General features: G+C 61.8%; 19 protein-coding genes. 11 read left to right on the forward strand and 8 right to left on the reverse strand.

Annotated elements, in window-relative coordinates; all coding sequences use genetic code 11:
• Positions 1-23 precede the first annotated feature (23 nt).
• From ACN5AZ_RS01780 to ACN5AZ_RS01790, 3 genes are all read left to right on the forward strand, one after another.
• Positions 24-779 carry an RNA methyltransferase gene (locus ACN5AZ_RS01780; RefSeq protein ID WP_419427128.1) on the forward strand — a complete coding sequence of 252 codons (756 nt, stop codon included), beginning with the start codon at positions 24-26 and terminating at the stop codon, positions 777-779.
• Positions 780-963: 184 nt separating this feature from the next.
• Positions 964-2,100 carry a heme A synthase gene (gene ctaA / locus ACN5AZ_RS01785; RefSeq protein ID WP_419427129.1) on the forward strand — a complete coding sequence of 379 codons (1,137 nt, stop codon included), beginning with the start codon at positions 964-966 and terminating at the stop codon, positions 2,098-2,100.
• A 28-nt stretch (positions 2,101-2,128) separates the two neighbouring features.
• Complete coding sequence (locus ACN5AZ_RS01790) at positions 2,129-3,583, forward strand: carboxypeptidase M32 (protein WP_419427457.1); 1,455 nt, start codon at positions 2,129-2,131, stop codon at positions 3,581-3,583.
• Between the two features lie 98 nt (positions 3,584-3,681).
• Here the strand turns inward: ACN5AZ_RS01790 and ACN5AZ_RS01795 are convergent, their stop codons facing one another.
• The 5 genes from ACN5AZ_RS01795 to hemB form a co-directional block, all read right to left on the reverse strand.
• On the reverse strand, positions 3,682-4,074 hold the full coding sequence (locus ACN5AZ_RS01795) for a hypothetical protein (protein WP_419427130.1): 393 nt from the start codon (positions 4,072-4,074) through the stop codon (positions 3,682-3,684).
• A 103-nt stretch (positions 4,075-4,177) separates the two neighbouring features.
• Positions 4,178-5,035 carry a LysR family transcriptional regulator gene (locus tag ACN5AZ_RS01800; RefSeq protein WP_419427131.1) on the reverse strand — a complete coding sequence of 286 codons (858 nt, stop codon included), beginning with the start codon at positions 5,033-5,035 and terminating at the stop codon, positions 4,178-4,180.
• Between the two features lie 261 nt (positions 5,036-5,296).
• Positions 5,297-8,050 (reverse strand): DNA gyrase subunit A, encoded by a 2,754-nt coding sequence (gene gyrA / locus ACN5AZ_RS01805; RefSeq protein WP_419427132.1) that lies wholly within the window; start codon positions 8,048-8,050, stop codon positions 5,297-5,299.
• Positions 8,051-8,414: 364 nt separating this feature from the next.
• The gene (locus ACN5AZ_RS01810) at positions 8,415-8,969 is read right to left on the reverse strand and encodes a YSC84-related protein (protein WP_419427458.1); all 555 of its coding nucleotides are present in this window, start codon (positions 8,967-8,969) and stop codon (positions 8,415-8,417) included.
• 127 nt (positions 8,970-9,096) lie between these two features.
• Complete coding sequence (hemB, locus tag ACN5AZ_RS01815) at positions 9,097-10,095, reverse strand: porphobilinogen synthase (RefSeq protein WP_419427133.1); 999 nt, start codon at positions 10,093-10,095, stop codon at positions 9,097-9,099.
• Between the two features lie 127 nt (positions 10,096-10,222).
• Here hemB and ACN5AZ_RS01820 point away from each other — a divergent pair, with 127 nt between their 5' ends.
• From ACN5AZ_RS01820 to ACN5AZ_RS01830, 3 genes are all read left to right on the forward strand, one after another.
• On the forward strand, positions 10,223-10,744 hold the full coding sequence (locus tag ACN5AZ_RS01820; RefSeq protein ID WP_419427134.1) for a component of SufBCD complex: 522 nt from the start codon (positions 10,223-10,225) through the stop codon (positions 10,742-10,744).
• A 54-nt stretch (positions 10,745-10,798) separates the two neighbouring features.
• The gene (gene mfd / locus ACN5AZ_RS01825) at positions 10,799-14,272 is read left to right on the forward strand and encodes a transcription-repair coupling factor (protein WP_419427135.1); all 3,474 of its coding nucleotides are present in this window, start codon (positions 10,799-10,801) and stop codon (positions 14,270-14,272) included.
• Between the two features lie 81 nt (positions 14,273-14,353).
• A complete protein-coding gene (locus ACN5AZ_RS01830; protein WP_419427136.1) occupies positions 14,354-14,611 on the forward strand; it encodes an excalibur calcium-binding domain-containing protein in 258 nt (85 codons plus the stop codon).
• A gap of 57 nt (positions 14,612-14,668) precedes the next feature.
• On the opposite strand, the gene gap is transcribed toward ACN5AZ_RS01830, so the two are convergent.
• Positions 14,669-15,673, reverse strand: coding sequence for a type I glyceraldehyde-3-phosphate dehydrogenase (gap, locus tag ACN5AZ_RS01835; protein ID WP_419427137.1), 1,005 nt, complete (start codon positions 15,671-15,673; stop codon positions 14,669-14,671).
• Positions 15,674-15,960: 287 nt separating this feature from the next.
• Between gap and ACN5AZ_RS01840 the strand changes: the two genes are divergently transcribed.
• Positions 15,961-16,926: a DUF808 domain-containing protein gene (locus ACN5AZ_RS01840; protein ID WP_419427138.1), complete on the forward strand. Its 966-nt coding sequence runs from the start codon at positions 15,961-15,963 to the stop codon at positions 16,924-16,926.
• Positions 16,927-16,994: 68 nt separating this feature from the next.
• Here the strand turns inward: ACN5AZ_RS01840 and ACN5AZ_RS01845 are convergent, their stop codons facing one another.
• Positions 16,995-17,648 (reverse strand): invasion associated locus B family protein, encoded by a 654-nt coding sequence (locus ACN5AZ_RS01845; protein WP_419427139.1) that lies wholly within the window; start codon positions 17,646-17,648, stop codon positions 16,995-16,997.
• A 495-nt stretch (positions 17,649-18,143) separates the two neighbouring features.
• Between ACN5AZ_RS01845 and ACN5AZ_RS01850 the strand changes: the two genes are divergently transcribed.
• Positions 18,144-19,700 (forward strand): helicase HerA-like domain-containing protein, encoded by a 1,557-nt coding sequence (locus ACN5AZ_RS01850; RefSeq protein ID WP_419427140.1) that lies wholly within the window; start codon positions 18,144-18,146, stop codon positions 19,698-19,700.
• A 29-nt stretch (positions 19,701-19,729) separates the two neighbouring features.
• Here ACN5AZ_RS01850 and ACN5AZ_RS01855 read toward each other — a convergent pair whose 3' ends face one another.
• Positions 19,730-20,863: an MFS transporter gene (locus ACN5AZ_RS01855; RefSeq protein WP_419427141.1), complete on the reverse strand. Its 1,134-nt coding sequence runs from the start codon at positions 20,861-20,863 to the stop codon at positions 19,730-19,732.
• Positions 20,864-20,999: 136 nt separating this feature from the next.
• Here ACN5AZ_RS01855 and ACN5AZ_RS01860 point away from each other — a divergent pair, with 136 nt between their 5' ends.
• The 3 genes from ACN5AZ_RS01860 (at position 21,000) to ACN5AZ_RS01870 (ending at position 24,485) form a co-directional block, all read left to right on the forward strand.
• The gene (locus ACN5AZ_RS01860; protein WP_419427142.1) at positions 21,000-21,509 is read left to right on the forward strand and encodes a CoxG family protein; all 510 of its coding nucleotides are present in this window, start codon (positions 21,000-21,002) and stop codon (positions 21,507-21,509) included.
• Between the two features lie 62 nt (positions 21,510-21,571).
• Entirely contained in the window at positions 21,572-22,057 is a 486-nt protein-coding gene (locus ACN5AZ_RS01865; protein WP_419427143.1) for a (2Fe-2S)-binding protein, read from the forward strand.
• 58 nt (positions 22,058-22,115) lie between these two features.
• The gene (locus tag ACN5AZ_RS01870; RefSeq protein WP_419427144.1) at positions 22,116-24,485 is read left to right on the forward strand and encodes a xanthine dehydrogenase family protein molybdopterin-binding subunit; all 2,370 of its coding nucleotides are present in this window, start codon (positions 22,116-22,118) and stop codon (positions 24,483-24,485) included.
• Positions 24,486-24,552 lie beyond the last annotated feature (67 nt).

A 24,552-nucleotide genomic window follows, 5' to 3' on the forward strand; every position in this document is an offset into this window, starting at 1 on the left:
CGCGCCATAGACAGGAGAGAGCCATGCCCACCGGAACCCCGCAACCCGCCATCGTATTGGTGCGCCCGCAGATGGGTGAAAACATCGGTGCCGCGGCGCGGGCAATGTGGAACTTCGGGCTGGACCGGATGCGCGTGGTTGGCCCGCGCGACGGCTGGCCCAACCCCAAAGCGGTGGCCATGGCATCGGGCGCGGGACGTCTGTTGGACGAGGCGCAGCATGTGGACACCCTGCCAGAGGCTTTGTCCGATTGTCACTTTGTTCTGGCCACCACGGCGCGGACCCGCGATCTGACCAAAACCGTCTATGAGCCGCGCGAAGCCATGACAGAGGCCGCGCGCCGCATCGCCGCAGGCCAGAAGGTGGCCGTGATGTTTGGTCCCGAACGCGCGGGGCTGGAAAACGAGGACGTGGCCCAAGCTAATGCCATCGTGACCGTGCCGGTGAACCCTGAATTCTATTCCTTGAACCTTGCGCAATGTGTGCTGCTGATGTCCTACGAATGGCAGCGGGCGCAGGGCGAGGTGACCGCCAAACGTGATGCGCTGGCCGGGACCGACTGGGCCGAAGGGCATGAGGTCGACCATCTGGCGCGCCACTACGAGGACCGCCTTGAAGAGGCGGGTTTCTTCTTCCCTGAAACCAAGGCGCAAGGCATGAAAACCAACCTGCGCAACATGTGGTCGCGGATGCCACTGACCCGTGCGGACGTGCAAATGATGCACGGCATGATGCGGCAGATGGTCCGTTGGGCGCAAAAGGGTGATGACGGGCGCTGAGCCTGCGCTGTTGCTTGGTTAATAAAACGTAAAAATCTCGCAAGTTCATGCCGTTGCATTGCGTTCCTCATGGGTCTGTGTAGCCATCAGCCCGTGGGTCGGCCTGCGACCATATCGGCCATCGCTGGCGCTTGAAGCTGCGATGATCCCGTTTATGTTGGCGCGCAGACCAAAGGAGACCGCCATGGCCGAAAAACGCAAGCTGTTCGAAGAGGTTGGCAGCGACACCCCCAAACATACCCCGACCGGAGGCATGATCGACGCCGCCAACCGTGGTGCGCGTGGGGCGATCCGCATCTGGCTGATGGTGATGTTCGCTTTGGTCATGGTGATGATCGCTGTGGGCGGCTTGACCCGTCTGACCGACAGCGGGCTGTCGATCACGGAATGGAAGCCGATCACAGGTGCGCTGCCGCCGATGGACGCGGCGACCTGGGAGGTCGAGTTCGACAAATACCGCCAGATCCCCGAATACCAGTTGCAGAACAAGGGCATGAGCCTGTCTGAGTTCAAGGCGATCTACTGGTGGGAATGGGGCCACCGGCAGCTTGGCCGCGTGATCGGTCTGGTCTGGGCGCTGGGGTTCTTTGGCTTCCTTGTGGCGCGCAAAATTCCGACAGGCTGGACATCGCGCCTGCTGATCCTCGGCGCGCTTGGGGGCATGCAGGGGGCTGTGGGCTGGTGGATGGTCCACTCCGGTCTGAGCGGCGAGATGCTGGATGTGGCCTCTTACCGTTTGGCCACGCATCTGGGTCTGGCCTTTGTCATCCTCGGGCTGATTGCGTGGTACACCTATGCGCTGTCGCGTCCCGAACGCGATCTGATGCAGGCCCGCCGCAGCGCCGAGCCAAAGCTGTTCTCGCTGTCCACGGGTCTGCTTCATGCGGCGTTTCTGCAGATCATTCTGGGTGCATTGGTTGCGGGCATCGACGCTGGCCGCAACTATCCCAGCTGGCCGCTGATGGAGGGCGGGCTGTGGCCGTCGGATATGTTCGCGCTGGAACCGCTGTGGCGCAACTTCTTTGAAAACCCCGGATTGGTGCAGTTCATGCACCGGATGCTGGGCTATGTGCTGTTTGCCTTTGGCGTGGTGGTCTGGCTGCGCGGGCGCCGTTCGGCCAATCGCAACACCGGTTTCTGGTTTAATGCCGTTTTTGCCATGTTGTGCGTGCAGATGGGCATTGGTATCGCTACGGTTGTGTCGGCGGCGGCAGTGCATATTGCAATCCTGCACCAGATCGGCGCTGTGCTCCTGTGGTGTCTGATCCTCAGGGCACGTTTCGCGGCGCGCTATCCGTTGCCGCAATCGGTTAGAGGGTAAAAGATTGACGAATGAATTTAATGACCTGATGCAGTTCCAGCGCGAAACAGAGGCGCTGGGACAGGTGGCTGGACGGCTGTCTTGGGATCAGGAAACCATGATGCCGCGTGGCTCGGCCGATCAACGCAGTGATGAGCGCGCCGCGATGGAGACGGTGCTTCACCAGCGCCGGACCGATCCGCGCATCGCGCAATGGTTGTCACATATTGACGAATCCGAATTGGACGAGGCCGGGAGGGCGCAGCTGCGGCTGATCCGGCGTGATTATGACCGGTCTGCCAAGATCCCCGCCGATCTGGCGGCGGCGATTGCGCGGACGGTGTCGCGTGGCCATGTCATCTGGGCCGAGGCGCGGGCGAATGACGATTTCGCAGCCTTCGCGCCGGTTCTGGCAGAGATCCTCGACCTTCGCCGTCAAGAGGCGCAGGCCCTCGCCGGTGGTGGCGATCTGTATGATGCGTTGCTCGATTCTTATGAACCCGGCGCCAAGGGTGCCGATCTGGACGCGATGTTTGGCGCACTTCGGCCGCGTCTGGTCGCGCTGCGCGAGGCGGTTCTGGACAAGCCGCAACTGCCCGGTCTGACGCAGAGCTTTGACGAAGACGGGCAGATGGCGCTGACCCATGTTCTGGCCAAAACCTTTGGCTATGACATGACCCGTGGCCGTGTGGACAAGGCGGTGCACCCGTTCAGCTCCGGCTCTGGTGATGACGTACGGATCACCACACGGACCGTTCCGCTTGATCCGTTCAATTGCCTGTATTCCACCATCCACGAAGTGGGCCATGCGACCTATGAACAAAACGTCAATGCAGCCTATCGGCTGACGCCCGTGGGGCATGGCGCGTCGATGGGGGTGCATGAATCACAAAGCCGGATTTACGAGAACCAGCTCGGACGCTCGCGCGCCTTTACCGGATGGTTGTACGGTCAGATGCGCGACACCTTTGGCGATTTTGGCATCGCGGATGAGGACGCGTTCTATGGGGCGGTGAACCGCGTCAAGAACGGCTATATTCGCACCGAAGCGGACGAGCTGCAGTATAATCTGCATGTCTTGCTGCGGTTTGATCTGGAACGCGCGCTGGTCTCTGGCGATCTGGCACCGGCCGATCTGGAAAGCGCGTGGAATGATCGCTTCGCCGCCGATTTCGGCTTTGCCGTGGACAAGGCGTCGAACGGTGTGCTGCAGGATGTGCATTGGTCAGCCGGTCTGTTCGGCTATTTCCCGACCTACACTTTGGGCAATGTCTATGCCGGTTGCCTGTATCAGGCGCTGCGTAAGGCGGTGCCGGATCTGGATGCGCAATTGGGGCAGGGCGACACGTCACAGGCGCTGGCATGGCTGCGCAGCAATCTGCAATGTCACGGCGGGCTGCGCAGCCCACGTGATCTGATCGCTGATGCAGCAGGCATGAGCCCCAGCGAAGAGCCCTTGCTCGACTATCTCGAAGACAAGTTCTCGTCCCTGTACGATCTCTAATTGATACATATGAAAAAGGGCGGCCCCGAGGGGCCGCCTGAAGTCAGGGTTAGTATCGCGGTAATCGTTACTACAACCAGAGAGAGTATCGAGAGAGATTAAAGCGGCACGTGCCAGCCGCCGCGCGACAGGCTGAACCGCCCGCCGCCATTGTAGAACAGGGGCAGCGCCAGCACGGCGACCATGGCCACGGCCAGCAGCGAATTTGCCGAAAGACTGTTCAGGCCCGGCAGCAAGGTCACCAAACCGGTGTACAAAGCCAAGCCCAGCATGGCCATAACGCGGGTGCGGGCGCCAAAGGCAAGAAACACAGCATTCACAAGGATCATCGCGGCCAAGATGGTTCCGGTCAGCGCCTGAACCGGATCTTGGATCGTGACCTGCGCGGTGGGACCGGTTGCGACAATCAGATGCTCTGTCGCAGCATAAGCCAAACACCCGCTGAGGGTGAGTCGCACCGCGCATTGGAAACCGTCATAGGGTTGTGTCATCTGTGCCTGCTCGTGCTTGTGTTCTTTTGTTAAGATCACATTGATGCACGTTCAGGGAGAACACAACGCCAAGGTTCACAACGGTTGAGTTGCAGAAATCGCGCTACTCAGCGGCTTCGGCGCGCCTATGGTTACCCTCTGCGTCCTCGAAACAGCGCACGACAAAGTCCGCCGTGGCACGAATGACCGGATCGCTGCGACGCGATTCATGGTACAGCAACCAGAAATCCGCCATATACGGAGGCTCGTTCATATCCAGCGGCTCCAGCCCCGGATCGTTCTCGGCGATCAGATCGGGCAGGGGGCCCGCGATGCCCATGGACAACATCAGCGAGCGCAGCGCATCCATGCTGTCCATCCGCATCCGCGGTGCACAGCCGAACCGTTTGAAGCCCTGCTGCTGAAGCGGGAAATCGTCCAACGCTTCGGAGAAGCCAGCCCAATTGTGCGGATCACGACATTGCACCGGACGGTAGAACCGCAGCGGCATAGTGCCGACCTTGCGCGTGATCACGCGGCCTTGTTCGGGGCGGTCGGCCTGAATGACAATGTCGTTGTCGCCCAGCCCGTCTTTCATCAGACGGTCGTTGAACATCAGACCGACGCCTTTGAGCATATCGGTGTGGCGTTCCAAGCCGGGGATCAGCAGGCTGCGCAGGATAAATGGCACACAGCCAAGGCGGACAGTCACTGGCGCATCATCATTGGCGGGGCGGGCGTGCAGGGCGCTTTGGATCTGGCCATCAAAGGCCTGAGCGACCTGAATCAGCCCCTCAACCGCTTTGGACGGCTTCCAGCCATCGGGCGTTTTGACAAAGGCGGGTTCACCCAACCGTTCGCTCAGCCGGTCGATCCGGCGCGACACAGTCGCTGTGTTTGTCCCCAGCATCTGGGCTGCCAGTTTCATCGTGCCGGTCCGTGCCAGCGCCGCGAGGAAACGTAGGTCGTCCCAATTGTCCATGTGCCAGATCCTTTCAGCAGGCAGAAGCGTAAAACACGCAGGATACGCAAGCAGGCCGAGGGAAAAGACGCCCTGTGAACCAACAATCCCTTTACCTATCAACTAATGGATGTTTCGGATCGATGCAAACTTGTATTTGGTATGTTGGTCTGAAAGATGCTCTTGGCATTAAGTTTTATGCAAATGATCATAATGGTTTAGGTGAAATACCCGACCAAGGTCGTATGCCCGGCCCCCTTGACCGGGCATACGGTTGACCTATCAGTTTTCCGCGTCAGGCGTCGTGCTGTCCGCTTCGGAGACCTCGTCTTCATCCGACTCGGCGATCCATGCCACGGACACCACAGTTTCATCGGCGCCGGTGTTGAACACCTTCACGCCACCTGCGCTGCGCGAGCGGAAAGAGATTCCGTCCACCGGCACGCGGATCGATTGCCCCGTGGACGTGGCCAGCATGATCTGGTCGCCCTGTTCCACCGGGAAGGAGGCCACGATCTCGCCCCCGCGCATGGATTTCTCCCACGCGGTGACACCCATGCCGCCGCGACCGCGCACAGGATAGTCATGCGAGGAGGACAGCTTGCCCAGACCTTTGGCGGTGATGGTCAGCAGCAGGTTCTCTGCCGCCGACATCTCGGCGTAGCGGTCCTGTGGCAGCGGCGCGTCGGCGTTGCCTTCCTCGTCGCTGATGTCATCCTCGGTAACGCCGGCCATCAGGCGGCGCATCTTCAGATAGCTGGCACGCTCGTCGGATTCCGCGTCAAAGTGGCGGATCACCGACATGGAAACGATCTCGTCGTCGCCTGTTAGCTTGATGCCGCGCACACCGGTAGAGCTACGCGAGTTGAACACCCGCACATCTGGCACGGGGAAGCGGATGGCGCGGCCCGAGTTGGTCACCAGCATAACATCGTCGTCTTCGGAACAGATGCGCGCGTTGATCAGCCGGGTGCCTTCTTCCTCACCCTCGAATTTCATCGCGATCTTGCCGTTGGCGCGAACGGAAGTGAAGTCCGACAAACGGTTGCGGCGCACGCGACCGGTGTTGGTGGCAAAGACGATCTGCAGATCATCCCAGTCATCCTCGTCACGATCCACCGGCATGATCGCCGCGACCGACACCCCCTGCGGGATCGGCAGAATGTTGACGATGGCCTTCCCGCGCGAGTTGCGGCCCCCCAACGGCAGCCGCCATGTCTTCAGCTTGTAGGCCATCCCGTCAGTGGTGAAGAACAACAGCTGCGTATGGGTGTTGGCCACGAACAATGTGGTCACCGCATCATCGTCTTTCAGACCACCGCCAGAGACACCCTTGCCGCCACGCTTTTGTGCGCGGAAGTCGGCAAGTGCGGTCCGTTTGATGTAGCCGCCTGCGGTGACGGTGACGACCATATCCTCACGCTCGATCAGGTCCTCATCATCCATATCGCCGGCCCAATCGACGATTTCGGTGCGACGTGGCACGGCGAATTCGTCGCGGATCGCGGTCATCTCATCGGTGATGATGGACATGATCCGTTCGCGCGATGACAGGATGTCGAGGTAGTCCTTGATCTTGGCAGCAAGGTCTTCCAACTCGTCCGTGACCTCTTTGACGCCCAGCTGTGTCAGGCGCTGCAGACGCAGTTCCAGAATAGCGCGGGCCTGTGTCTCCGACAGGTTATAGGTGCCGTCGTCATTTGCGGTATGGGTCGGATCGTCGATCAACCGGATGAAGGGCAGGATCTCCTCCGCAGGCCAACGGCGTTCCATCAGGCGGCGGCGGGCCTCGGGCGCATCGGCTGAGGACCGGATGGTGGCCACCACCTCATCCACGTTGCTGACAGCGACAGCCAGACCACACAGAACATGTGACCGCTCGCGCGCCTTGCGCAGCAGATAGGCGGTGCGACGTGCGACCACATCCTCGCGGAAATCGATGAAGGATGTGAGGAACGCACGCAAAGTCAGCTGCTCCGGTCGCCCGCCATTCAGCGCCAACATGTTACAGCCAAAAGATGTCTGCATCGGGGTGAAGCGGTAGAGTTGGTTCAATACCACCTCGGCTGTGGCATCGCGCTTGAGCTCGACAACCACGCGCACGCCATCACGGTCGGATTCGTCCTGAACATGGGCGATGCCTTCGATCTTCTTATCGCGGGCAGCCTCGGCGATGCGCTCGATCATGGTCGCCTTGTTCACCTGATAGGGAATCTCGTCGATGACAATGGCGTAACGGTCCTTGCGGATTTCCTCGACGCGGGTCTTGGCGCGAATGACCACCGAACCGCGCCCTTCAAGGTAGGCCTTGCGCGCGCCGGAGCGCCCCAAAATAACGCCGCCTGTGGGGAAATCGGGGGCCGGGATGTATTCGATCAACTGCTCAGACGACAAGTCAGGATTCTCGATCAGGGCCAGCGTCGCATCGATAACCTCGCCAAGGTTGTGCGGCGGAATGCGCGTGGCCATACCGACCGCAATGCCTTCGGCACCGTTGACCAGAACGTTGGGATACCGCGCAGGCAGGACCGTGGGCTCGCGTTCCTTGCCATCGTAGTTGTCCTGAAAATCGACGGTGTCCTTGTCGATATCCACCAGCAATGCCAGCGCGGTCTTGGCCAGACGGCTTTCAGTGTAGCGCATGGCGGCGGGGCTGTCGCCATCCATGGAGCCAAAGTTGCCCTGACCATCAATCAGCGGCAGCGACATGGAAAAGTCCTGCGCCATCCGGACCAAAGCATCGTAAATCGCCGAGTCACCGTGAGGGTGATAGTTGCCCATCACCTCGCCCACGGATTTTGCTGACTTGCGGTAGGATTTGTCGGGTGTGTAGCCACCCTCATACATCGCGTATAAAATACGCCGGTGGACGGGCTTGAGCCCATCGCGCAGATCGGGAATCGCGCGGCTGACGATCACGCTCATCGCATAATCGAGATAGCTGGCCTTCATCTCGTTTTCGATAGAAATCGAAGGTCCGCTGGGTGCTGGCGGATTTTGTTCCGCGTTCTCAGGTGTTTCCGGCGTATCGCTCACGTGGGTGCCTGTCCGTCATTGTGCCATATCTAGTTGAGATGCACTATAACAGATGCAGGATATAGGGCGCAATGATAGCGTCCTGTAACGACCGGATAAACCGTGGAAAATCTTGCTCTAAGATCCAATTCAGCCGTGTCGCAGCGGAGGGCTGCTGATCGGGTGAAAAGAAAGCCGCGGATTAGTCTTTAGAGGCGGGGCGAACTGGGGCTCCGCCCCGTCACAGCTTGCGCTGTGCCTCCCCGAGGTATTTGCGCCAAAGAAAAACACGCAGCTTTGTTTTTTCTTGGTTCAAATACCTAAAAACGGGCCGATCAGGCCCAAATGCCAGAGCGCGCGCGAAAGCGCGCTCCGGTGATTTAACTTAAGGGATGATGCGGGTGTATTTCACACCTTCGAGTGTGGCTCCGACCCGCAAACCGGATTGACCGAAAATCACTGCGATGACAGGCGCAAGAGACGTCGTGGTTTCTGCGGCCAGCGTCTCGCCCTTCCCAGGCGTTGCGTACAAAATATTCGCGCCTGCTGCATAGCCAGGGGAGCGGCGGAAATTTTCAAGCGCGTTGTTGGTCATGAAAAACAAAACGTGGCTGTATTGCTGGACGCCGATCTGCAGGCCGCCGGAGGCTTTGACCAGCGAGTAATAATCCACGGTTGCGCCGCCCACGCGCAGGGCGCCGTTGCCGCCGCCGCCGCCCAGGCCAAGTCCTGCTTCTGTGACCAGAGGCATGACCAGCATGCCCACCGATTTCGCGGCAAGATCGCGGGTGCCGGGGTAGTCTGCATATAGTTGCGACAATGTCGCGTTTACGCGTGCGTCAATGGTTTGGGGGCCACGGGAGCCCACGCCATTGGCGCAGCCTGCCACAAAAGTTGTCGCACCCAGGCCCGCAAGGACCGTCCGTCGGGAAAGTGTCATGATATAAGCTCTTTTCTGCCGATGCCTCAGTCCGGCTGTTCCGCCGGTTGATGTGGACATTACACTGCAACCAAATGCTTGTCACCTCACCTTGTGGTGGGTGGGCGTCAGGCCGCTAAAGGCTGCGTCATTCGTTGAGCAGACGCGCCGCTGTCGGCGCGAAATAGGTCAGCACACCATCGCATCCGGCGCGTTTGAACCCCATCAGGCTTTCGAGCATCACCTTGTCCGCATCCAGCCAGCCGTTCTGGAAAGCCCCCGCCAACATGGCGTATTCGCCGGACACCTGATAGGCGAAGGTCGGCGCGCCGAACATCTCCTTCGCGCGCTGGCAGATATCCAGATAGGGCATGCCCGGTTTGACCATCACCATGTCGGCGCCCTCGGACAGGTCGCGGGCGATCAGACGCATGGCCTCGTCGCTGTTGGCCGGGTCCTCCTGATAGGTCTTCTTGTCCCCAACCAGACGGCCAGACGCGCCGACTGCATCGCGGAACGGGCCGTAAAACCCGCTTGCGTATTTCGCCGCATAGGACAGCAACACCACATCCTTGAATCCCTCGGCCTCCAGCGTGTCGCGCAGGGCACCGATCCGGCCGTCCATCATATCCGATGGCCCGATGATGTCGGCCCCGGCGCGGGCCTGGCTGAGGGCCTGTTTGGCCAGCGCCTCGACCGTGCGATCATTGACGATCACGCCATCTTCGACAAAGCCGTCATGGCCGTTGATGTTATAGGGATCAAGCGCCACATCGGTCATCACCGCGATATCGGGCACCGCGTCCTTGACCGCGCGGGTGGCGCGGTTCGAGAGGTTTTCGGGATTCCAGGCCTCGGCGCAGTCTTCGGTCTTCAGCGCGGGATCGGTGTAGGGAAACAGGCAGATCGAGGGGATCCCGAGGGCATGCGCCTCGCGTGCGGCATCTACAACCTTGTCCACGGACAGCCGGTTCACCCCGGGCATCGATGGAATGGGTTCCACCTCTCCCTCGCCGTCGCGGACAAAGACCGGCCAGATGAAATCCGCAGGCGACAGAGTGTTTTCCGACACCAATGCACGGATCGCAGGGGTGCGGCGCAGACGCCGCAGACGTGTGTGGGGGTAGGGGGCGAGCGTGGGTTGCATCAGGCGACCTCCGGAGGAAACAGCTCCCTTTGGGTGGCATGGATTGACGCGCAATCACAAGACCCCATTGCGCAACGGGCATTCTGCGCGGCATAAGGCGGCAGGCAAAACAAAACAGAGCGGGCAATTGGGCTGGTACGGAACTGTCTTTGAAGTGATCGACATGCGGTCTTTCTCGAACCTGTGGTTCTGGATCGTCTTGGCGGTTTTATGGTCCTCGATCTCGCACTGGGTGCTGGGCGTTCCGTTCGATATGGTGGGACGCGCGCGGCGCAATGGCGGGCAGGCGGCACAGGACCTTGAGGATCTGGTCCGCATCAACACCAACCGCTTTTTGTTCATCATCGAAGAGTCGGGACTGGTGTTGGCGGGAATCGTGTCGGCCTTTTTGACGGGGGCGTTGATCCTCGGGTTCTGGTATCGTGTGGAAATGGCGCAGGCCTTGTTCCTTTTGGCGCTGCCGCTGACATTGGTGGGGCTTTTGACCGTGTTTTCCGCGCGCCGTGTCCAGATGGGGGAAAACACCGGCGAGGCGCTGTGGCGCAGGCTGCGCATCCACCGTTTGATCACGCAAGCGATCGGCATGCTGTCTATTTTTGTGACCGCGCTGTGGGGCATGTTCTACAATCTGTCGACCGGCATTCTGTAACCATCGGGCCATGCGCGCTTGACGCCGCCGGTTGTGCGCGCCATTTGGGCAGCCATGGCAGACAAGATCACGATTGGCGGTGCCCCAGAGGGGTTTGATGCGCAACTTCTGCTGCGGGAGGTCGAGAAAGCCTCGGGTCCCGTGGTTCACATTGCCCGTGACGACAAGCGGCTGGCGGCCTTGCAAGAGGCGCTGGCCTTTTTTGCGCCTGATATGCCGGTGGTCGTCTTTCCCGCATGGGACTGTGTGCCCTATGATCGGGTGTCGCCGAATGCCGATATCTCGGCGGTGCGCATGGCGGCCTTGGCCGGTCTTGTGCATGGCATGCCGGACCGTTTCATTCTGTTGACGACCTTGGGCGCAGCGATGCAGCGGGTGCCTGCCCGCGATGTCCTGCGCGAGGCGGCCTTTAGCGCGCGGGTCGGGGACCGTGTTGACGAGGAAGCCTTGCGCGCCTTTCTGGTGCGCATGGGATTTAGCCAGGCCCCCACTGTGACAGAGCCCGGCGATTACGCCATTCGCGGCGGCATCATCGACATCTACCCGCCCAACACCGGCGGCGAGGGCGGTCCGGTGCGGCTGGATTTCTTTGGCGACACATTGGACGGGGCGCGCCGCTTTGATCCGGTCAGCCAAAGGACGACGGAAAAGCTCGACGTGGTGGAATTGGCGCCTGTGTCAGAGGTAATCCTTGACGACGCGGCGATTATGCGGTTCCGCCAGAACTATCGCATCGAATTCGGCGCCGCCGGAACCGATGATCCGCTGTACGAGGCGGTCAGCGCAGGGCGCAAGCATCAAGGCATCGAACACTGGTTGCCGTTCTTCCATGAACGGCTGGAGACGCTGTTTGACTATCTGCCAGGCGTGCCGGTGATGCTGGACGACCAGTTGACCCCGCAGCGCCTGTCGCGCTGGGAGCAGATCGACGACCAATATGGCACCCGCAAACATGCGCTGAGCCAGAAAAAGACGCTGGGCAGTTCGGTCTACAAACCGATCCCGCCGCAGCTTTTGTATCTTGACGACACAGCGTGGGAGGCTGCGACCGCCGGCCACCGGATTGTGCAACTGCATCCGCTGCCGCAGGCCAGCGGGCCGGGCGTGGTGGATGCCGGCGGGCGGATCGGGCGCAACTTTGCCCCTGAGCGCCAGCAGGAAAACATCAGCCTGTTCGCCGCGCTGGCCGATCACGTCAAAACGCGCATGACCGACGGGCCGGTTGTGATTGCGTCCTATTCCGAGGGCGCGCGCGAACGGCTGACCGGCCTGATCGAGGATGAAGGGCTGGCCGAGGCCATTGCGATCACCAATGCCACGCGCATCGGCAAACGCGGGCTGCATCTGGCGGTCTGGTCGCTGGAGGCGGGGTTCGAGGCGCCTTGGGACGACCGAAAACTGACGGTGATTTCCGAGCAGGATGTTCTGGGCGACCGGCTGATCCGCAAACCCGCCAAGCGCCGCAAGGCCGAGAATTTCCTGACCGAACACCAATCGCTCAGCCCCGGTGATCTGGTGGTGCATGTGGATCACGGCATTGGCCGCTATCTGGGCATGGAGGTGATCACCGCCGCAGGCAGCCCGCATGAATGTCTGACGCTGCAATATGCCGAAGACGCCAAGCTGTATATGCCGGTCGAGAACATCGAACTGCTGTCGAAATACGGCCATGAGGAAGGTCTGCTTGATAAGCTCGGCGGTGGCGCATGGCAGGCGAAAAAGGCCAAGCTCAAGGAACGCATCCGCGAGATGGCGGACCGGCTGATCCGCATCGCCGCCGAACGGGCGCTGCGCAAGGCCCCGATGATCGACACGCCGCCCGGCGCGTATGAAAGCTTTGCCGCGCGCTTCCCTTACACAGAGACCGATGACCAGCTGCGCGCCATCGAGGACACGATGGAGGACCTGCATTCCGGCCAGCCGATGGACCGTCTGATTTGTGGCGACGTGGGCTTTGGCAAGACCGAGGTGGCGATGCGCGCGGCCTTTGTCGCCGCCATGTCCGGCCAGCAAGTGGCTGTGATCGCGCCGACGACGCTGCTGGCGCGTCAGCACTACAATTCCTTTGCCGAACGCTTTCGTGGCTTCCCGCTGAACGTGGCCCCGCTGTCGCGCTTTGTTGGCAGCAAAGAGGCGGCCACCACGCGCGACGGCATCGCCAAAGGCAGCGTTGATATCGCCGTCGGCACCCACGCGCTGTTGGCCAAGAACATCCGGTTCAACAATCTTGGCCTGTTGATCATCGACGAGGAACAGCGCTTTGGCGTGCAGCACAAGGAACGGCTGAAACAGCTCCGCTCTGACATCCACGTGCTCACGCTGACCGCCACGCCGATCCCGCGCACGTTGCAGCTGTCGCTGACCGGCGTGCGCGATCTGTCCATCATCGGCACGCCGCCGGTGGACCGGCTGTCGATCCGCACCTACGTCTCGGAATTCGATCCCGTCACCATCCGCGAGGCGCTGTTGCGCGAACATTATCGCGGTGGCCAGTCGTTCTATGTGGTGCCCAAGATCAGCGACCTACCCGAAATCGAAGCCTTCATGAAGGAACAGATGCCGGAATGTTCCTATGTGGTGGCGCACGGCCAGATGGCGGCGGGCGAGCTTGATGAGCGCATGAACGCCTTTTACGACGGCAAATATGATGTGCTGCTGGCGACAACCATCGTCGAAAGCGGGCTGGACATTCCCACGGCCAATACGATGATCGTGCACCGCGCCGATCAGTTCGGCCTGTCGCAGCTCTATCAGATCCGTGGCCGCGTGGGCCGGTCGAAAACCCGCGCCTACTGCTATCTGACCACCAAACCGCGCGCCAAGCTGACCACCACCGCCGAGAAACGTCTGCGCGTTCTGGGCAGCATCGACACGCTGGGGGCGGGCTTTGCGCTGGCCTCGCAGGATCTCGACATTCGCGGCGCGGGCAACCTGCTGGGCGAGGAACAGTCCGGTCAGATGCGCGATGTGGGCTATGAGCTGTATCAATCCATGCTCGAGGAGGCGATCGCCAAGATCAAATCCGGCGAAGGCGAGGGGCTGACCGAAGAGGACGGCCAATGGGCGCCGCAGATCAACCTTGGCGTGCCGGTTCTGATCCCCGAGGATTACGTGCCCGATCTGGATGTGCGTCTGGGTCTGTACCGCCGCCTGTCCACGCTGACCACCAAGGTGGAGCTTGAAGGCTTTGCCGCCGAGTTGATCGACCGCTTTGGCAAGCTGCCACGCGAGGTGAACACCCTTCTGCTGGTCGTGCGGATCAAGGCGATGTGCAAAAAGGCGGGGATTGCCAAGCTTGACGGCGGGCCAAAAGGGGCCACGATCCAGTTCCATAACGATAAATTCGCCTCGCCCGAGGGGCTGGTCAAATTCATTAGCGACCAAAAGGGCATGGCCAAGATCAAGGACAATAAGATCGTCGTGCGCCGCGATTGGAATTCGGACAAGGACAAGATCCAAGGTGCCTTTGCCATCGCGCGTGATCTGGCGGAATGTGCCGGCGCGATCAAGAAAAAGGCCAAGGCGTAACGGCGCAGTTGCGTCCGCGTCGATTGTCTGATGCGCGGGGGTGGTTAATCATTCGTTTACTTTAGTTAACGGATGATTTTCATGACCATTTTAAAGCTGGCTTTGGTCCTCGGGCTGATGGCCGGGGCGGCGTCTGCCGCGCCACAAACCGCCCATGATCTGCGCACCCGGTTGGACAGTTTCCGCACGGCGCAGGCCTTTGATTGCCGCAATGTCAGTTGCAAACGCCTGCGGTCCTGCGCCGAAGCCTGTTTCAAACTGCATCAATGCGGCCAGACTGTGCGCGATGGCGACAACGACGGCATCCCTTGCGAAAACCTGTGCCGGTCACGGTGCTGAGACACAAAAAAGCGCGCGACCTCTCGGGATCGCGCGCCTTGCCCTGTGGGGTAGCGCTTAGTGCAGAAGGCGGCCCATTTCGCCCGCAACATCGGCCATGCGCGCGGAAAAGCCCCATTCGTTATCGTACCACGCCATGACGCGCACCATGCGTTTGCCCACCACCTTGGTCTGGTCGGGCGCAAAGATCGACGAATGGGTGGTGTGGTTGAAATCGACCGAGACTTTGGGTTCGGGATCGTAGGACAGCACACAGCCCATGCGCCCGGCGGCAGCTTCGGCCACGACCTCGTTCACGTCCGAAAGCGTCACGTCTTTCCCCGCGTAGAACGTCAGATCCACCGCAGACACATTCGGGGTCGGCACCCGCACGGCAGAGCCATCCAGCCGCCCCTTCATGTTGGGCAACACTTCCCCCAAGGCCTTGGCCGCACCGGTAGAGGTGGGGATCATCGCCATGGCGGCGGCGCGCGCGCGGTAGAGATCCTTGTGCCGACGGTCCAGCGTCGGCTGGTCGCCGGTGTAGCTGTGGATCGTGGTCATGATGCCGCTTTCGATGCCGATGGCCTCGTCCAGAACCTTGGCCAGCGGGGCCAGACAGTTGGTGGTGCAAGAGCCGTTCGACACCATCACATCCCCTTTGACCATGTCGCGGTGGTTGACGCCGTAGACCACAGTGCGCTGCACGTTCTTGGCCGGGGCGGAGATCAGCACCGATTTCGCGCCGCGCGCGAGATGGGCATTGGCCTTGCCGCCGTCGTTGAACTGGCCGGTGCATTCCAGCACCACGTCACAGCCGCCCCAGTCCAGCGCGTCCAGCTCGTAGGACGACATCACATCAATCGGGCCGCGCCCGAGGTCGATGGCGCGGTCCTTGACCGTGACCTCGCCGGGAAAGCGGCCATGCACGCTGTCATAACGCAGCAGATGCGCATGGGTGTCCAGCGGGCCGGGGGCGTTGATCTTCACCACTTGCACGTCATTGCGGGCGGATTCGGCAATATGCGCAAGGGTGCAGCGGCCAATACGGCCAAAGCCATTGATCCCGATGGTCACGGTCATGTTCTGTCTCCTGTTGGGCGGTCGCGCCTTGGTATAGGAATGTGTGCCATGACCGGCTAGGGTAAAATACACGCAAAATCAGACTGTTAGCGATAAACTTGACCCGTCCAGCACTGGTGGCGCTAACCTTTTGTAAAGGTTTGCGGTAACAGTCGAACGCAAGGCGGCGGGGCTGTTCACGGGGAACAGAATCACGTCACGTGAATTGGGTAGGCAGTGGGGCTTGACGCTTGAGCTTTGGGGCGCGCGCGTTAGGGTCCGATGCAAGACAACAGTAAGGAACGGGTATGAGCGGACTTCTGGCGCTTTTGGATGACGTGGCGGCCATCGCCAAGGTGGCTGCGGCTTCGATCGACGATATCGGCGCGGCGGCGATGAAAGCGGGGTCCAAAACCGCAGGTGTGATCATCGACGATGCGGCGGTGACGCCCAAATATGTCCAAGGCTTCAAGCCGGCCCGCGAATTGCCGATCATCTGGCGCATTGCGCGCGGCTCGCTGATCAACAAGCTGGTGTTCCTGATGCCTGTGACCTTGCTGATGGCGGCCTTTGCCCCTTGGCTAGTCTGGCCTTTGCTAATCCTTGGCGGCTGTTATTTGTGTTTCGAAGGGGCCGAGAAAATCGCCCATGCTGTGATGCCCCATGACGAACAGTCGGGCGGACCGGATGGCAGCCACGCCGTGGGCGACCCGACCCATCTGGAGGAGGAAAAGGTCAAAGGCGCGATCAAGACCGATTTCATCCTCTCGGCAGAGATCATGGTGATTTCACTGGCCGCGATCGAAGCCCCGACATTCTGGATGCAGGCGGCAACGCTGGCCGTTGTGGCGGTTGCCATCACTCTGGTCGTTTATGGCGCGGTCGCCATCATCGTAAAGATGGACGACATCGGCCTTTGGCTCAGCCAGACCGGGCGTCTTGGGGCGACGCGGTCGCTGGGCCGCGGGATCGTGCGTTTCATGCCATGGCTGTTGAAGGCGCTGACCGTGATCGGCACGGCGGCGATGCTGTGGGTGGGCGGTCATATCCTGACCAACTCGCTCAAGGAGATGGGCTGGGCTGTGCCATACGACACGATCCACCACATTGCGGTTGATCTGGGCGGCGGCGATGCCTTTCTGGAATGGGCCGTGACGGCGGGCATCGATTTTGTGGTGGGGCTGGTGGCTGGCCTGATCCTGATCCCCATCGGGACCAAGCTGATCGGCCCGCTTTGGGCGCGCGCCTTTGGCGGTAAAACCACGGCTCACTGACGCCAGCCTTTATGAATCAAAAAAGGCGCGCCCCACCGGCGCGCCTTTTGTCGTTTCTGGAGGTCCGTTTACGGACGCAGGGCCGAGGTCGCCTCGTACGCGGCGGTAAAGCCCGATAGCGACATGGGCACGGTCACCTTCTGGTTCGGCGCAAGCGCGGGGACGATTGTGACCTCAGCTTTTGCACCGGCTTTGAACTGGGCGACATCCGCACTGGTCAGACCGATCCGCGCGTAGCAGCCTGCCTGCGCGCAGAAGGAATAGTCATACCGCTTGGCCTGCGCGCCATCGACAGACACGCTGAGCTTTTGCGGCAGCAGGGTTTCCAGCGGCACGATGAACGTCCCGCCCGCCACGGCCTGACCGCCGCCTTGCAGTTTGAACATGCTGACCTCGGCCACGGGCGAGCCCTGTTCGTCGGTCAACAGCTGGTACATCTGGCAGACTTCGTCTTCTTGGCCCTGAACCGCCACGCATTGCAGCGACCAGTCCTGAAATGTCTCGCGGATGTAGGGCTGCGGCTGTTGCGGCGCGTCGCCTTGGCCCAGATCCAGATCGCCACCCACGGGGGTTTGCGGGGCCTCTTCGGTCTCGGCCTCGGGGGTCGCTGCCTCTGCCTCGGCGGCGGGCGCCTCTTCGGCAGGGGTTTCGGTTTCTTGCGCCAGGGCAGGTGTCGCCGCAAGCAGGGCGATCACGGGCAGGAGAAGCCGGTTCTGTGTCATGGATATCCTCGGGATCGAATAAATCTGAACGGATGCCTAACATGACTGACAAGAACTGTCAGGGCAGAAATGGTGAAACGGGGCAGGGGATCGGCGGTTTGCCGCAGGCGTCCTGACGGGGTGTTCCAAGACGAAAGGGGCCGCACGGCCCCTTTCTATTTCGCTCCCTGTCGGACCGGCCGACTTTGTCATTGATCAGGACGCTACGAGAAGGCGCGGCGCGGGTCAACAGGGTTTTTCACGGAAATGACATCCGCTGACATAATCCGAAGGGAAAGCGACAAGCCACTGGCATGATTGAATTTCATGTTATGGTAAACTGCGTGCGTAAAGCATGGAGTTGGACGAAAAAAGCCGCGCCAAGAAGGCGCGGCCAGTCTGACAGGGAGGAAGTTGGCCCAAGGCAGGAGAGGACATGTCGCCCCGGACCAAGCTCGACTATGGCATTCAATGGTTAACGATGTATGGTCGCTCCGGACCAAGTGGGATTGATTTATGGCAAATGAAATTTTTGTGGGCGGCGGCGGCGCGGACTACGCCACGGCGCAGGGGCTGTCGCTGGACTATGCCAACCGTCACGGGCTGATTGCGGGGGCCACCGGCACTGGCAAAACGGTCACGCTGCAGATCCTGGCCGAGGGGTTTTCCAATGCCGGTGTGCCGGTGTTCATGGCCGACGTCAAAGGCGATCTGTCCGGCATGGCCAAATCCGGCGATCCCGCGCATAAGTTGCACACGCCTTTCATGGAACGCGCGGCCAAGATCGGTTTTGCCGATTACAGCTATCAGGCGTTCCCCGTCACCTTCTGGGATCTCTTCGGGACGCAGGGCCATCCCGTGCGCACCACCATCGCCGAGATGGGACCGCTTTTGCTGTCGCGCCTGCTGGAGCTGTCCGAGGCGCAAGAGGGCATTCTGAACATCGCTTTCCGCCTTGCGGACGAGGAAGGCATGGCGCTGCTGGATCTTGATGACCTGCGCGCGATGCTGGTCTGGATGGGCGAGAACCGCAAATCGCTGTCGCTGCGCTATGGCAATGTGTCCGTCGCCTCCATCGGGGCGATCCAGCGACGTCTGCTGGTGCTGGAAAATCAGGGGGGCGGTGGCTTTTTCGTGGAGCCCGCGCTTGATCTGGACGACATGATGCGCTGTGACGCGGACGGGCGCGGACAGATCAACATTCTGGCCGCCGATGTGCTGATGAGCAGCCCGCGGCTGTATGCGACCTTCTTGCTGTGGCTGCTGTCCGAGCTCTTCGAAACGCTGCCGGAGGTGGGCGATCCCGACAAGCCGAAGTTCGTCTTCTTCTTTGACGAGGCGCATCTGCTGTTTGACGGCGCATCGGACGCTTTGGTCGATAAGGTGGAACAGGTCGCGCGGTTGATCCGGTCCAAGGGGGTGGGCGTCTATTTCGTCACCCAGAACCCCGATGACATTCCCGAGGACATCCTTGGCCAGTTGGGCAATCGCGTCCAGCACGCTTTGCGCGCCTTTACCGCGCGCGACCGCAAGGCGCTGCGTCTCGCCGCCGAGACCTACCGCGAAAATCCGCGCTTTGACATCGAAACCGCCATCCGCGAGGTCGGGGTTGGCGAGGCCGTGACCTCTTTCCTGCAGAAAAAGGGGGTGCCGGGCATGGCGGAACGCACGCTGATCCGCCCGCCGTCCTCGCAACTGGGGCCGATCACGGCCGCCGAGCGGGGCGGGGTGATGGGCGCGTCCGATCTGGCGGGGAAATACGACACGCCGGTGGATCGCAGATCCGCCCATGAGATCCTGACAGAACGGGCAGCCGCTGCCGCCCAAGCCGCTGAAGAGGCCGAAGCCGCAGAGGAGGCGCAGGAGGCCCGCGCGCGCGAATTCAGCGCAGGCCGCCGCTATACCGGCAAACGTGTCAGCCGCTCGACCAGTGGCACCGGATCACGCAGCCGCCGCAAAAGCACCGACAGCTTTGGCGAGCAGATGGGCAAAATGGTGATGAAGGAACTGACCGGCACCACAGGGCGGCGCATCGTGCGCGGCATCCTTGGCGGTTTGTTCAAGGCGCGCTGAGCTGACGGCCTGAGCATGGGGTGCGCGCGTCAGCGCCCCGTGCGCAGCGCCCCTGCCGCGACGATCACGCAAATGGCCAGCGTGCCGACCAATCCGAACGCCAGTCGTAGCCCCCATGCCTCGGCCAGAAAGCCGATGCTGGGCGGGCCAAGTAGCATCGCGCCATAGCCCAAGGTTGCCACCGACGCGATGGCCTGTCCCGGCGGGATATGCGGATCGGCGGCCGCCCGGCTGATGGCCAGCGGAATGATCGCGGCATAGCCCATGCCCATCAGCACATAGCCCAGCATCGCCGTGCCAAAGCCGGGTGAGATCATCAGACAGGCCACGCCTGCCGCCGCCGACAGCCCGCTGCCTCGGGCGACGGCGACCGCGCCATAACGGGTGATCAGCCGTCCCACGCTTAGGCGCATGGCCACCATGGTGACAGAGAACACCGCAAAGCCCAGCGCACCGCGCGCAGCTGACGTGCCGACCACCTCTGTCAGATACAGCGCGCTCCAGTCCACGACGGCCCCTTCGCCGGTGCCGCCACACAGGGCGATCAGCCCCACAGCGATCAGCGGCCCCTTGGGCAGGGTGAACAGGCCCGCCTGTCCGCCTTTGGTTGTGTCGCTGGTCCATCGGGTCATCATCAGCGGGCCAAAGACCGCGACGCACAGCACGCCCGTCGCCACGAAATGTGCGCCAAGCCCCAGATCCGTGCGCACCGCGTACCAGCCGCCCGCAGCACCTACGCCTGCGCCAAGGCTCCACATCGCGTGAAAGGACGGCATGATGGATTTGCCCGCGTGGCGCTCGACCTCGGCGGCCCATGCGTTCATCGTCACGTCCATTGCCCCGTGGCCCGCGCCAAAGAACACCAGCGCCACCGCCAGCAGCGGCACCGTGGGCGCCAGACCCACCGCCAGCAGGCCCAGCGCATAGACAACCGCCAGCACACAGGTGACGCCATAGGCCCCGTGGCGATCGGCCCCGCGCCCCGCCAGTGGAAAGGACGCCAGCGCCCCCAAGCCCAGACCCAGCAACAACAGCCCCAAGGCCGCTTCGCTCAGCGCAAAGCGGTCAACCACGGCGGGTACACGCGCGGCCCATGCGCCAAGCAAGGCCCCGTTCAGGGCAAAAGCTGCGGAAACGGCCAGTCTGGGGGAAGATACATGCATGAGGCGGGCTTGCGCTGCACGGCGGGGATTCGCAACCCGCGAATGCGCCACAGACGGTCTTGGCATAGCGCTTTGGTCGAATATGCCGTTGGGGAAAGCGCGCTTAGGCTGAAAGGCGGAGGAGAGAGGACAGTCCATGAAAATGAGCGATACCCGCCAGATTGCAGCACCACGTGCGCAGGTCTGGGCGGCGATACAGGACGCCGATGTGCTAAAGGCCTGCGTGCCCGGATGCACGGAGATGACCGGCGACGCGGCCAGTGGTTTTGACGCGGTGGTCACGCAAAAGGTCGGCCCCGTGAAGGCCACGTTCAAAGGCCGGGTCGAGATGACCGATATGACAGCCCCCGCCAGCCTGCGCCTGAGTGGCGAGGGCAAAGGCGGTGCGGCAGGCTTTGCCAAGGGGGGCGCCGACGTCCGGCTTGAGGACAGCGATGGCGGCACCCTGTTGCACTACGATGTGGAGGCCAGTGTCGGCGGCAAGCTGGCACAGCTTGGCAGCCGGATCATCGACGGCTTTGCCAAGAAGATGGCCGACCAGTTCTTTGACAATTTCCAGCGGGCGGTTGAGGGGCCGCCGGATGTGGATGCGGCAGAGGCCACGCCCGTGGAAAAGAAAGGCTGGTTGAAACGCATCACGGGATAACACGACGGGTGGTTGCCGCGAAGAGGAGCGCGGCTGCCGCCATGATCATAGGGAGGGAAACCATGACAGAGGTCACAATGGTGGTGAACGGCAAGACCGTCACCCGAACGGTCAGGGGCAATACGCTCATGACCGAATTCCTGCGCGAGGATTTGCGCCTGACCGGCACCCATGTGGGCTGCGACACCTCGCAATGCGGGGCCTGCACGATCCACGTGGACGGCAAACAGGTCAAAGCCTGCACCATGTTCGCCATCGAGGCAGACGGGGCAGAGATCGCCACGATCGAAGGGCAGGCCGCGCCCGATGGCACCTTGTCCGCGCTACAGGCGGCGTTTCAGGAATTCCACGGGCTGCAATGCGGATTTTGCACGCCGGGCATGGTGATGGCAGCGGCGGCTTTGCTGCGCGACAACCCGACCCCGACAGAGGCCGAGGTGCGCCACCACCTCGAAGGCAATATCTGCCGCTGTACCGGATATCATAACATCGTGCGCGCGATCCTTGCCGCCTCCGGGCAGCAGGTGCCCGCCGTGGCCGCAGAATAACCACCATATTTCGCCTTGGTGGGTCGCACCCGCACAAGGCCCCAAGGGAGGAAGCCCCATGCCGAAGGACCATGGCATCGGCGCAAGTCAGAAACGGCGCGAGGATGTGCGCTTTCTGACCGGAGCCGGTCAATACACCGACGACATCAACATTCATAACCAGACCTATGTGCATTTTCTGCGCTCTGACGTGGCGCATGGCCGGATCAACGGGATCGATACAGCCGCCGCCGCGGCCATGCCCGGTGTGGTGCGCATCTTCACCGGTGCCGATTTCGAGGGCATCGGGGGGCTGCCCTGCGGCTGGGAAGTCACCGATAAAAACGGCCAACCGATGAAAGAGCCCGCCCATCCCGTGCTGGCCATTGGCAAGGTGCGCCATGTGGGCGATCCGATTGCTGCCGTCGTGGCAGACAGTCTCGAAGAGGCCCGCAACGCCGCCGAGTCCATCGAACTCGACATCGAAGAGCTGCCTGCCGTGGTCAACATGAAGGCCGCGCTGACCGAGGCATCGTCTCTGGTGCATGACGATCTGGGCGATAACCTGTGTTTCGATTGGCAATTCGGGACGGACACAGACACGGTCGATGCGGCATTTGCAAAGGCTGCGCATGTCACCACGCTGGAGTTGGTGAACAACCGCTTGGTGGCCAACCCGATGGAGCCGCGCGTGGCCGTGGGGGACTATGCCCGTGCCAATGATGAATCCACGCTCTACACCACCTCGCAGAACCCGCATGTGATCCGTCTGCTGATGGGGGCCTTTGTGCTGGGCATCCCCGAACACAAGCTGCGTGTGGTGGCCCCGGATGTGGGCGGCGGTTTCGGCACCAAGATCTTTCACTACGCGGAGGAGGCGTTTTGCACCTTTGCCGCGCGGCAGATCAACCGGCCTGTCAAATGGACCTCGACCCGGTCCGAGGCTTTTATGTCCGATGCCCATGGCCGCGACCATGTCTCGAAGATCGAACTGGCGCTGGATGCGGAGCATAACTTTATCGCGCTGCGCACGGACACCTATGCCAATATGGGGGCCTATTTGTCGACCTTCGCGTCCTGCACGCCCACATGGCTGCATGGCACATTGATGGCGGGCAACTACCGCACGCCGGCGGTGCAGGTGAACGTAAAGGCCGTGTTCACCAACACCGTGCCTGTGGATGCCTATCGCGGGGCAGGCCGGCCCGAGGCGACCTATCAGCTTGAACGCGTCATTGACAAAGCCGCGCGGGAGCTGGGGGTTGATCCGATCAAACTGCGGCGGCAGAACTTTATCACGTCCTTCCCCTATGCCACGCCGGTGGCGGTGGAATATGACACTGGCGACTATCACGCCACCATGGACAAGATGGAAGAGCTGATGGATCTGGACGGTTTCGCGGCCCGCCGTGCTGCGTCCGAGGCCCGCGGCAAGCTGCGTGGTCTGGGGGTGAACTGTTTCATCGAGGCCTGCGGCATCGCGCCGTCGAACCTTGTGGGCCAGTTGGGCGCCCGCGCGGGGCTGTATGATGCGGCGACCGTGCGCGTGAACGCGACCGGATCGATCAGCGTCATGGTGGGCGCGCACAGCCACGGGCAGGGGCATGAGACCGTGTTCCCGCAAGTGGTGGCCGAGATGCTGGGCATCGACGAAAGCCTGATCGACATCGTGCATGGCGACACCTCGAAGATCCCCTTTGGCATGGGCACCTACGGGTCGCGGTCGCTGGCGGTTTGCGGATCGGCCATCGTGCGCGCGACAGAGAAAATCATCAACAAGGCCAAGAAGATCGCGGCCCATATGCTCGAAGCCTCTGACGGGGATATCGAGCTGAAAGATGGCCAGTTTTCGGTCGCAGGCACGGATAAATCCGTGGCTTGGGGGGATGTGACGCTGGCGGCTTATGTGCCGCACAACTACCCGCTGGAGGATATAGAGCCGGGGCTGGAGGAGACGGCGTTCTATGATCCGGCGAACTTCACCTATCCGGCCGGGGCCTATGCCTGCGAGGTGGAGGTTGACCCGGAAACCGGGGAAGTGCGCATTGAAAAATTCGTCTCGGCGGATGATTTCGGCAATGTCATCAACCCGATGATCGTCGAAGGGCAGGTGCATGGCGGGATCGCGCAGGGCATCGGTCAGGCCTTGCTGGAGAACGCCGCCTATGACGAGAACGGCCAGCTGCTGAGCGCGTCCTATATGGATTACGCCATGCCACGGGCCAGCGATCTGCCGATGCTTGACGCCTATGTGGTAGACCATTCCTGCCAGACGCCCTGCACGCATAACCCGCTTGGGGTAAAGGGCTGTGGTGAGGCCGGGGCCATCGGGTCGCCGCCCACGGTGGTCAACGCGGTGATAGATGCGCTGCAATCGGGGGGGCATGCGGTGAGCCACATCGATATGCCGCTGTCTCCGGCGCGTGTCTGGGACGCCATGCAGGGCTGAGTGATCGGGCCGCTGCGTGCCACCCCGCGGTTTGGTGCGCACGGCAGCGGTCCGGTTTCAGGTATTT

It is taken from the genome of Sagittula sp. SSi028 (genome assembly GCF_048553715.1).
GTDB lineage: Bacteria > Pseudomonadota > Alphaproteobacteria > Rhodobacterales > Rhodobacteraceae > Sagittula.

Bases quoted from the DNA above. Each gene is read 5' to 3' on its own strand.
- ACN5AZ_RS01855 (WP_419427141.1), bottom strand. From the start codon at position 20,863: ATGCATGTATCTTCCCCCAGACTGGCCGTTTCCGCAGCTTTTGCCCTG.
- ACN5AZ_RS01850 (WP_419427140.1), top strand. From the start codon at position 18,144: ATGGCAAATGAAATTTTTGTGGGCGGCGGCGGCGCGGACTACGCCACG.
- ACN5AZ_RS01860 (WP_419427142.1), top strand. From the start codon at position 21,000: ATGAAAATGAGCGATACCCGCCAGATTGCAGCACCACGTGCGCAGGTC.
- ACN5AZ_RS01870 (WP_419427144.1), top strand. From the start codon at position 22,116: ATGCCGAAGGACCATGGCATCGGCGCAAGTCAGAAACGGCGCGAGGAT.
- ACN5AZ_RS01790 (WP_419427457.1), top strand. From the start codon at position 2,129: ATGCAGTTCCAGCGCGAAACAGAGGCGCTGGGACAGGTGGCTGGACGG.
- ACN5AZ_RS01830 (WP_419427136.1), top strand. From the start codon at position 14,354: ATGACCATTTTAAAGCTGGCTTTGGTCCTCGGGCTGATGGCCGGGGCG.
- mfd (WP_419427135.1), top strand. From the start codon at position 10,799: ATGGCAGACAAGATCACGATTGGCGGTGCCCCAGAGGGGTTTGATGCG.
- ACN5AZ_RS01810 (WP_419427458.1), bottom strand. From the start codon at position 8,969: ATGACACTTTCCCGACGGACGGTCCTTGCGGGCCTGGGTGCGACAACT.
- ACN5AZ_RS01865 (WP_419427143.1), top strand. From the start codon at position 21,572: ATGACAGAGGTCACAATGGTGGTGAACGGCAAGACCGTCACCCGAACG.
- ACN5AZ_RS01795 (WP_419427130.1), bottom strand. From the start codon at position 4,074: ATGACACAACCCTATGACGGTTTCCAATGCGCGGTGCGACTCACCCTC.
- ACN5AZ_RS01840 (WP_419427138.1), top strand. From the start codon at position 15,961: ATGAGCGGACTTCTGGCGCTTTTGGATGACGTGGCGGCCATCGCCAAG.
- ACN5AZ_RS01780 (WP_419427128.1), top strand. From the start codon at position 24: ATGCCCACCGGAACCCCGCAACCCGCCATCGTATTGGTGCGCCCGCAG.
- hemB (WP_419427133.1), bottom strand. From the start codon at position 10,095: ATGCAACCCACGCTCGCCCCCTACCCCCACACACGTCTGCGGCGTCTG.
- gap (WP_419427137.1), bottom strand. From the start codon at position 15,673: ATGACCGTGACCATCGGGATCAATGGCTTTGGCCGTATTGGCCGCTGC.
- ctaA (WP_419427129.1), top strand. From the start codon at position 964: ATGGCCGAAAAACGCAAGCTGTTCGAAGAGGTTGGCAGCGACACCCCC.
- ACN5AZ_RS01800 (WP_419427131.1), bottom strand. From the start codon at position 5,035: ATGGACAATTGGGACGACCTACGTTTCCTCGCGGCGCTGGCACGGACC.
- ACN5AZ_RS01845 (WP_419427139.1), bottom strand. From the start codon at position 17,648: ATGACACAGAACCGGCTTCTCCTGCCCGTGATCGCCCTGCTTGCGGCG.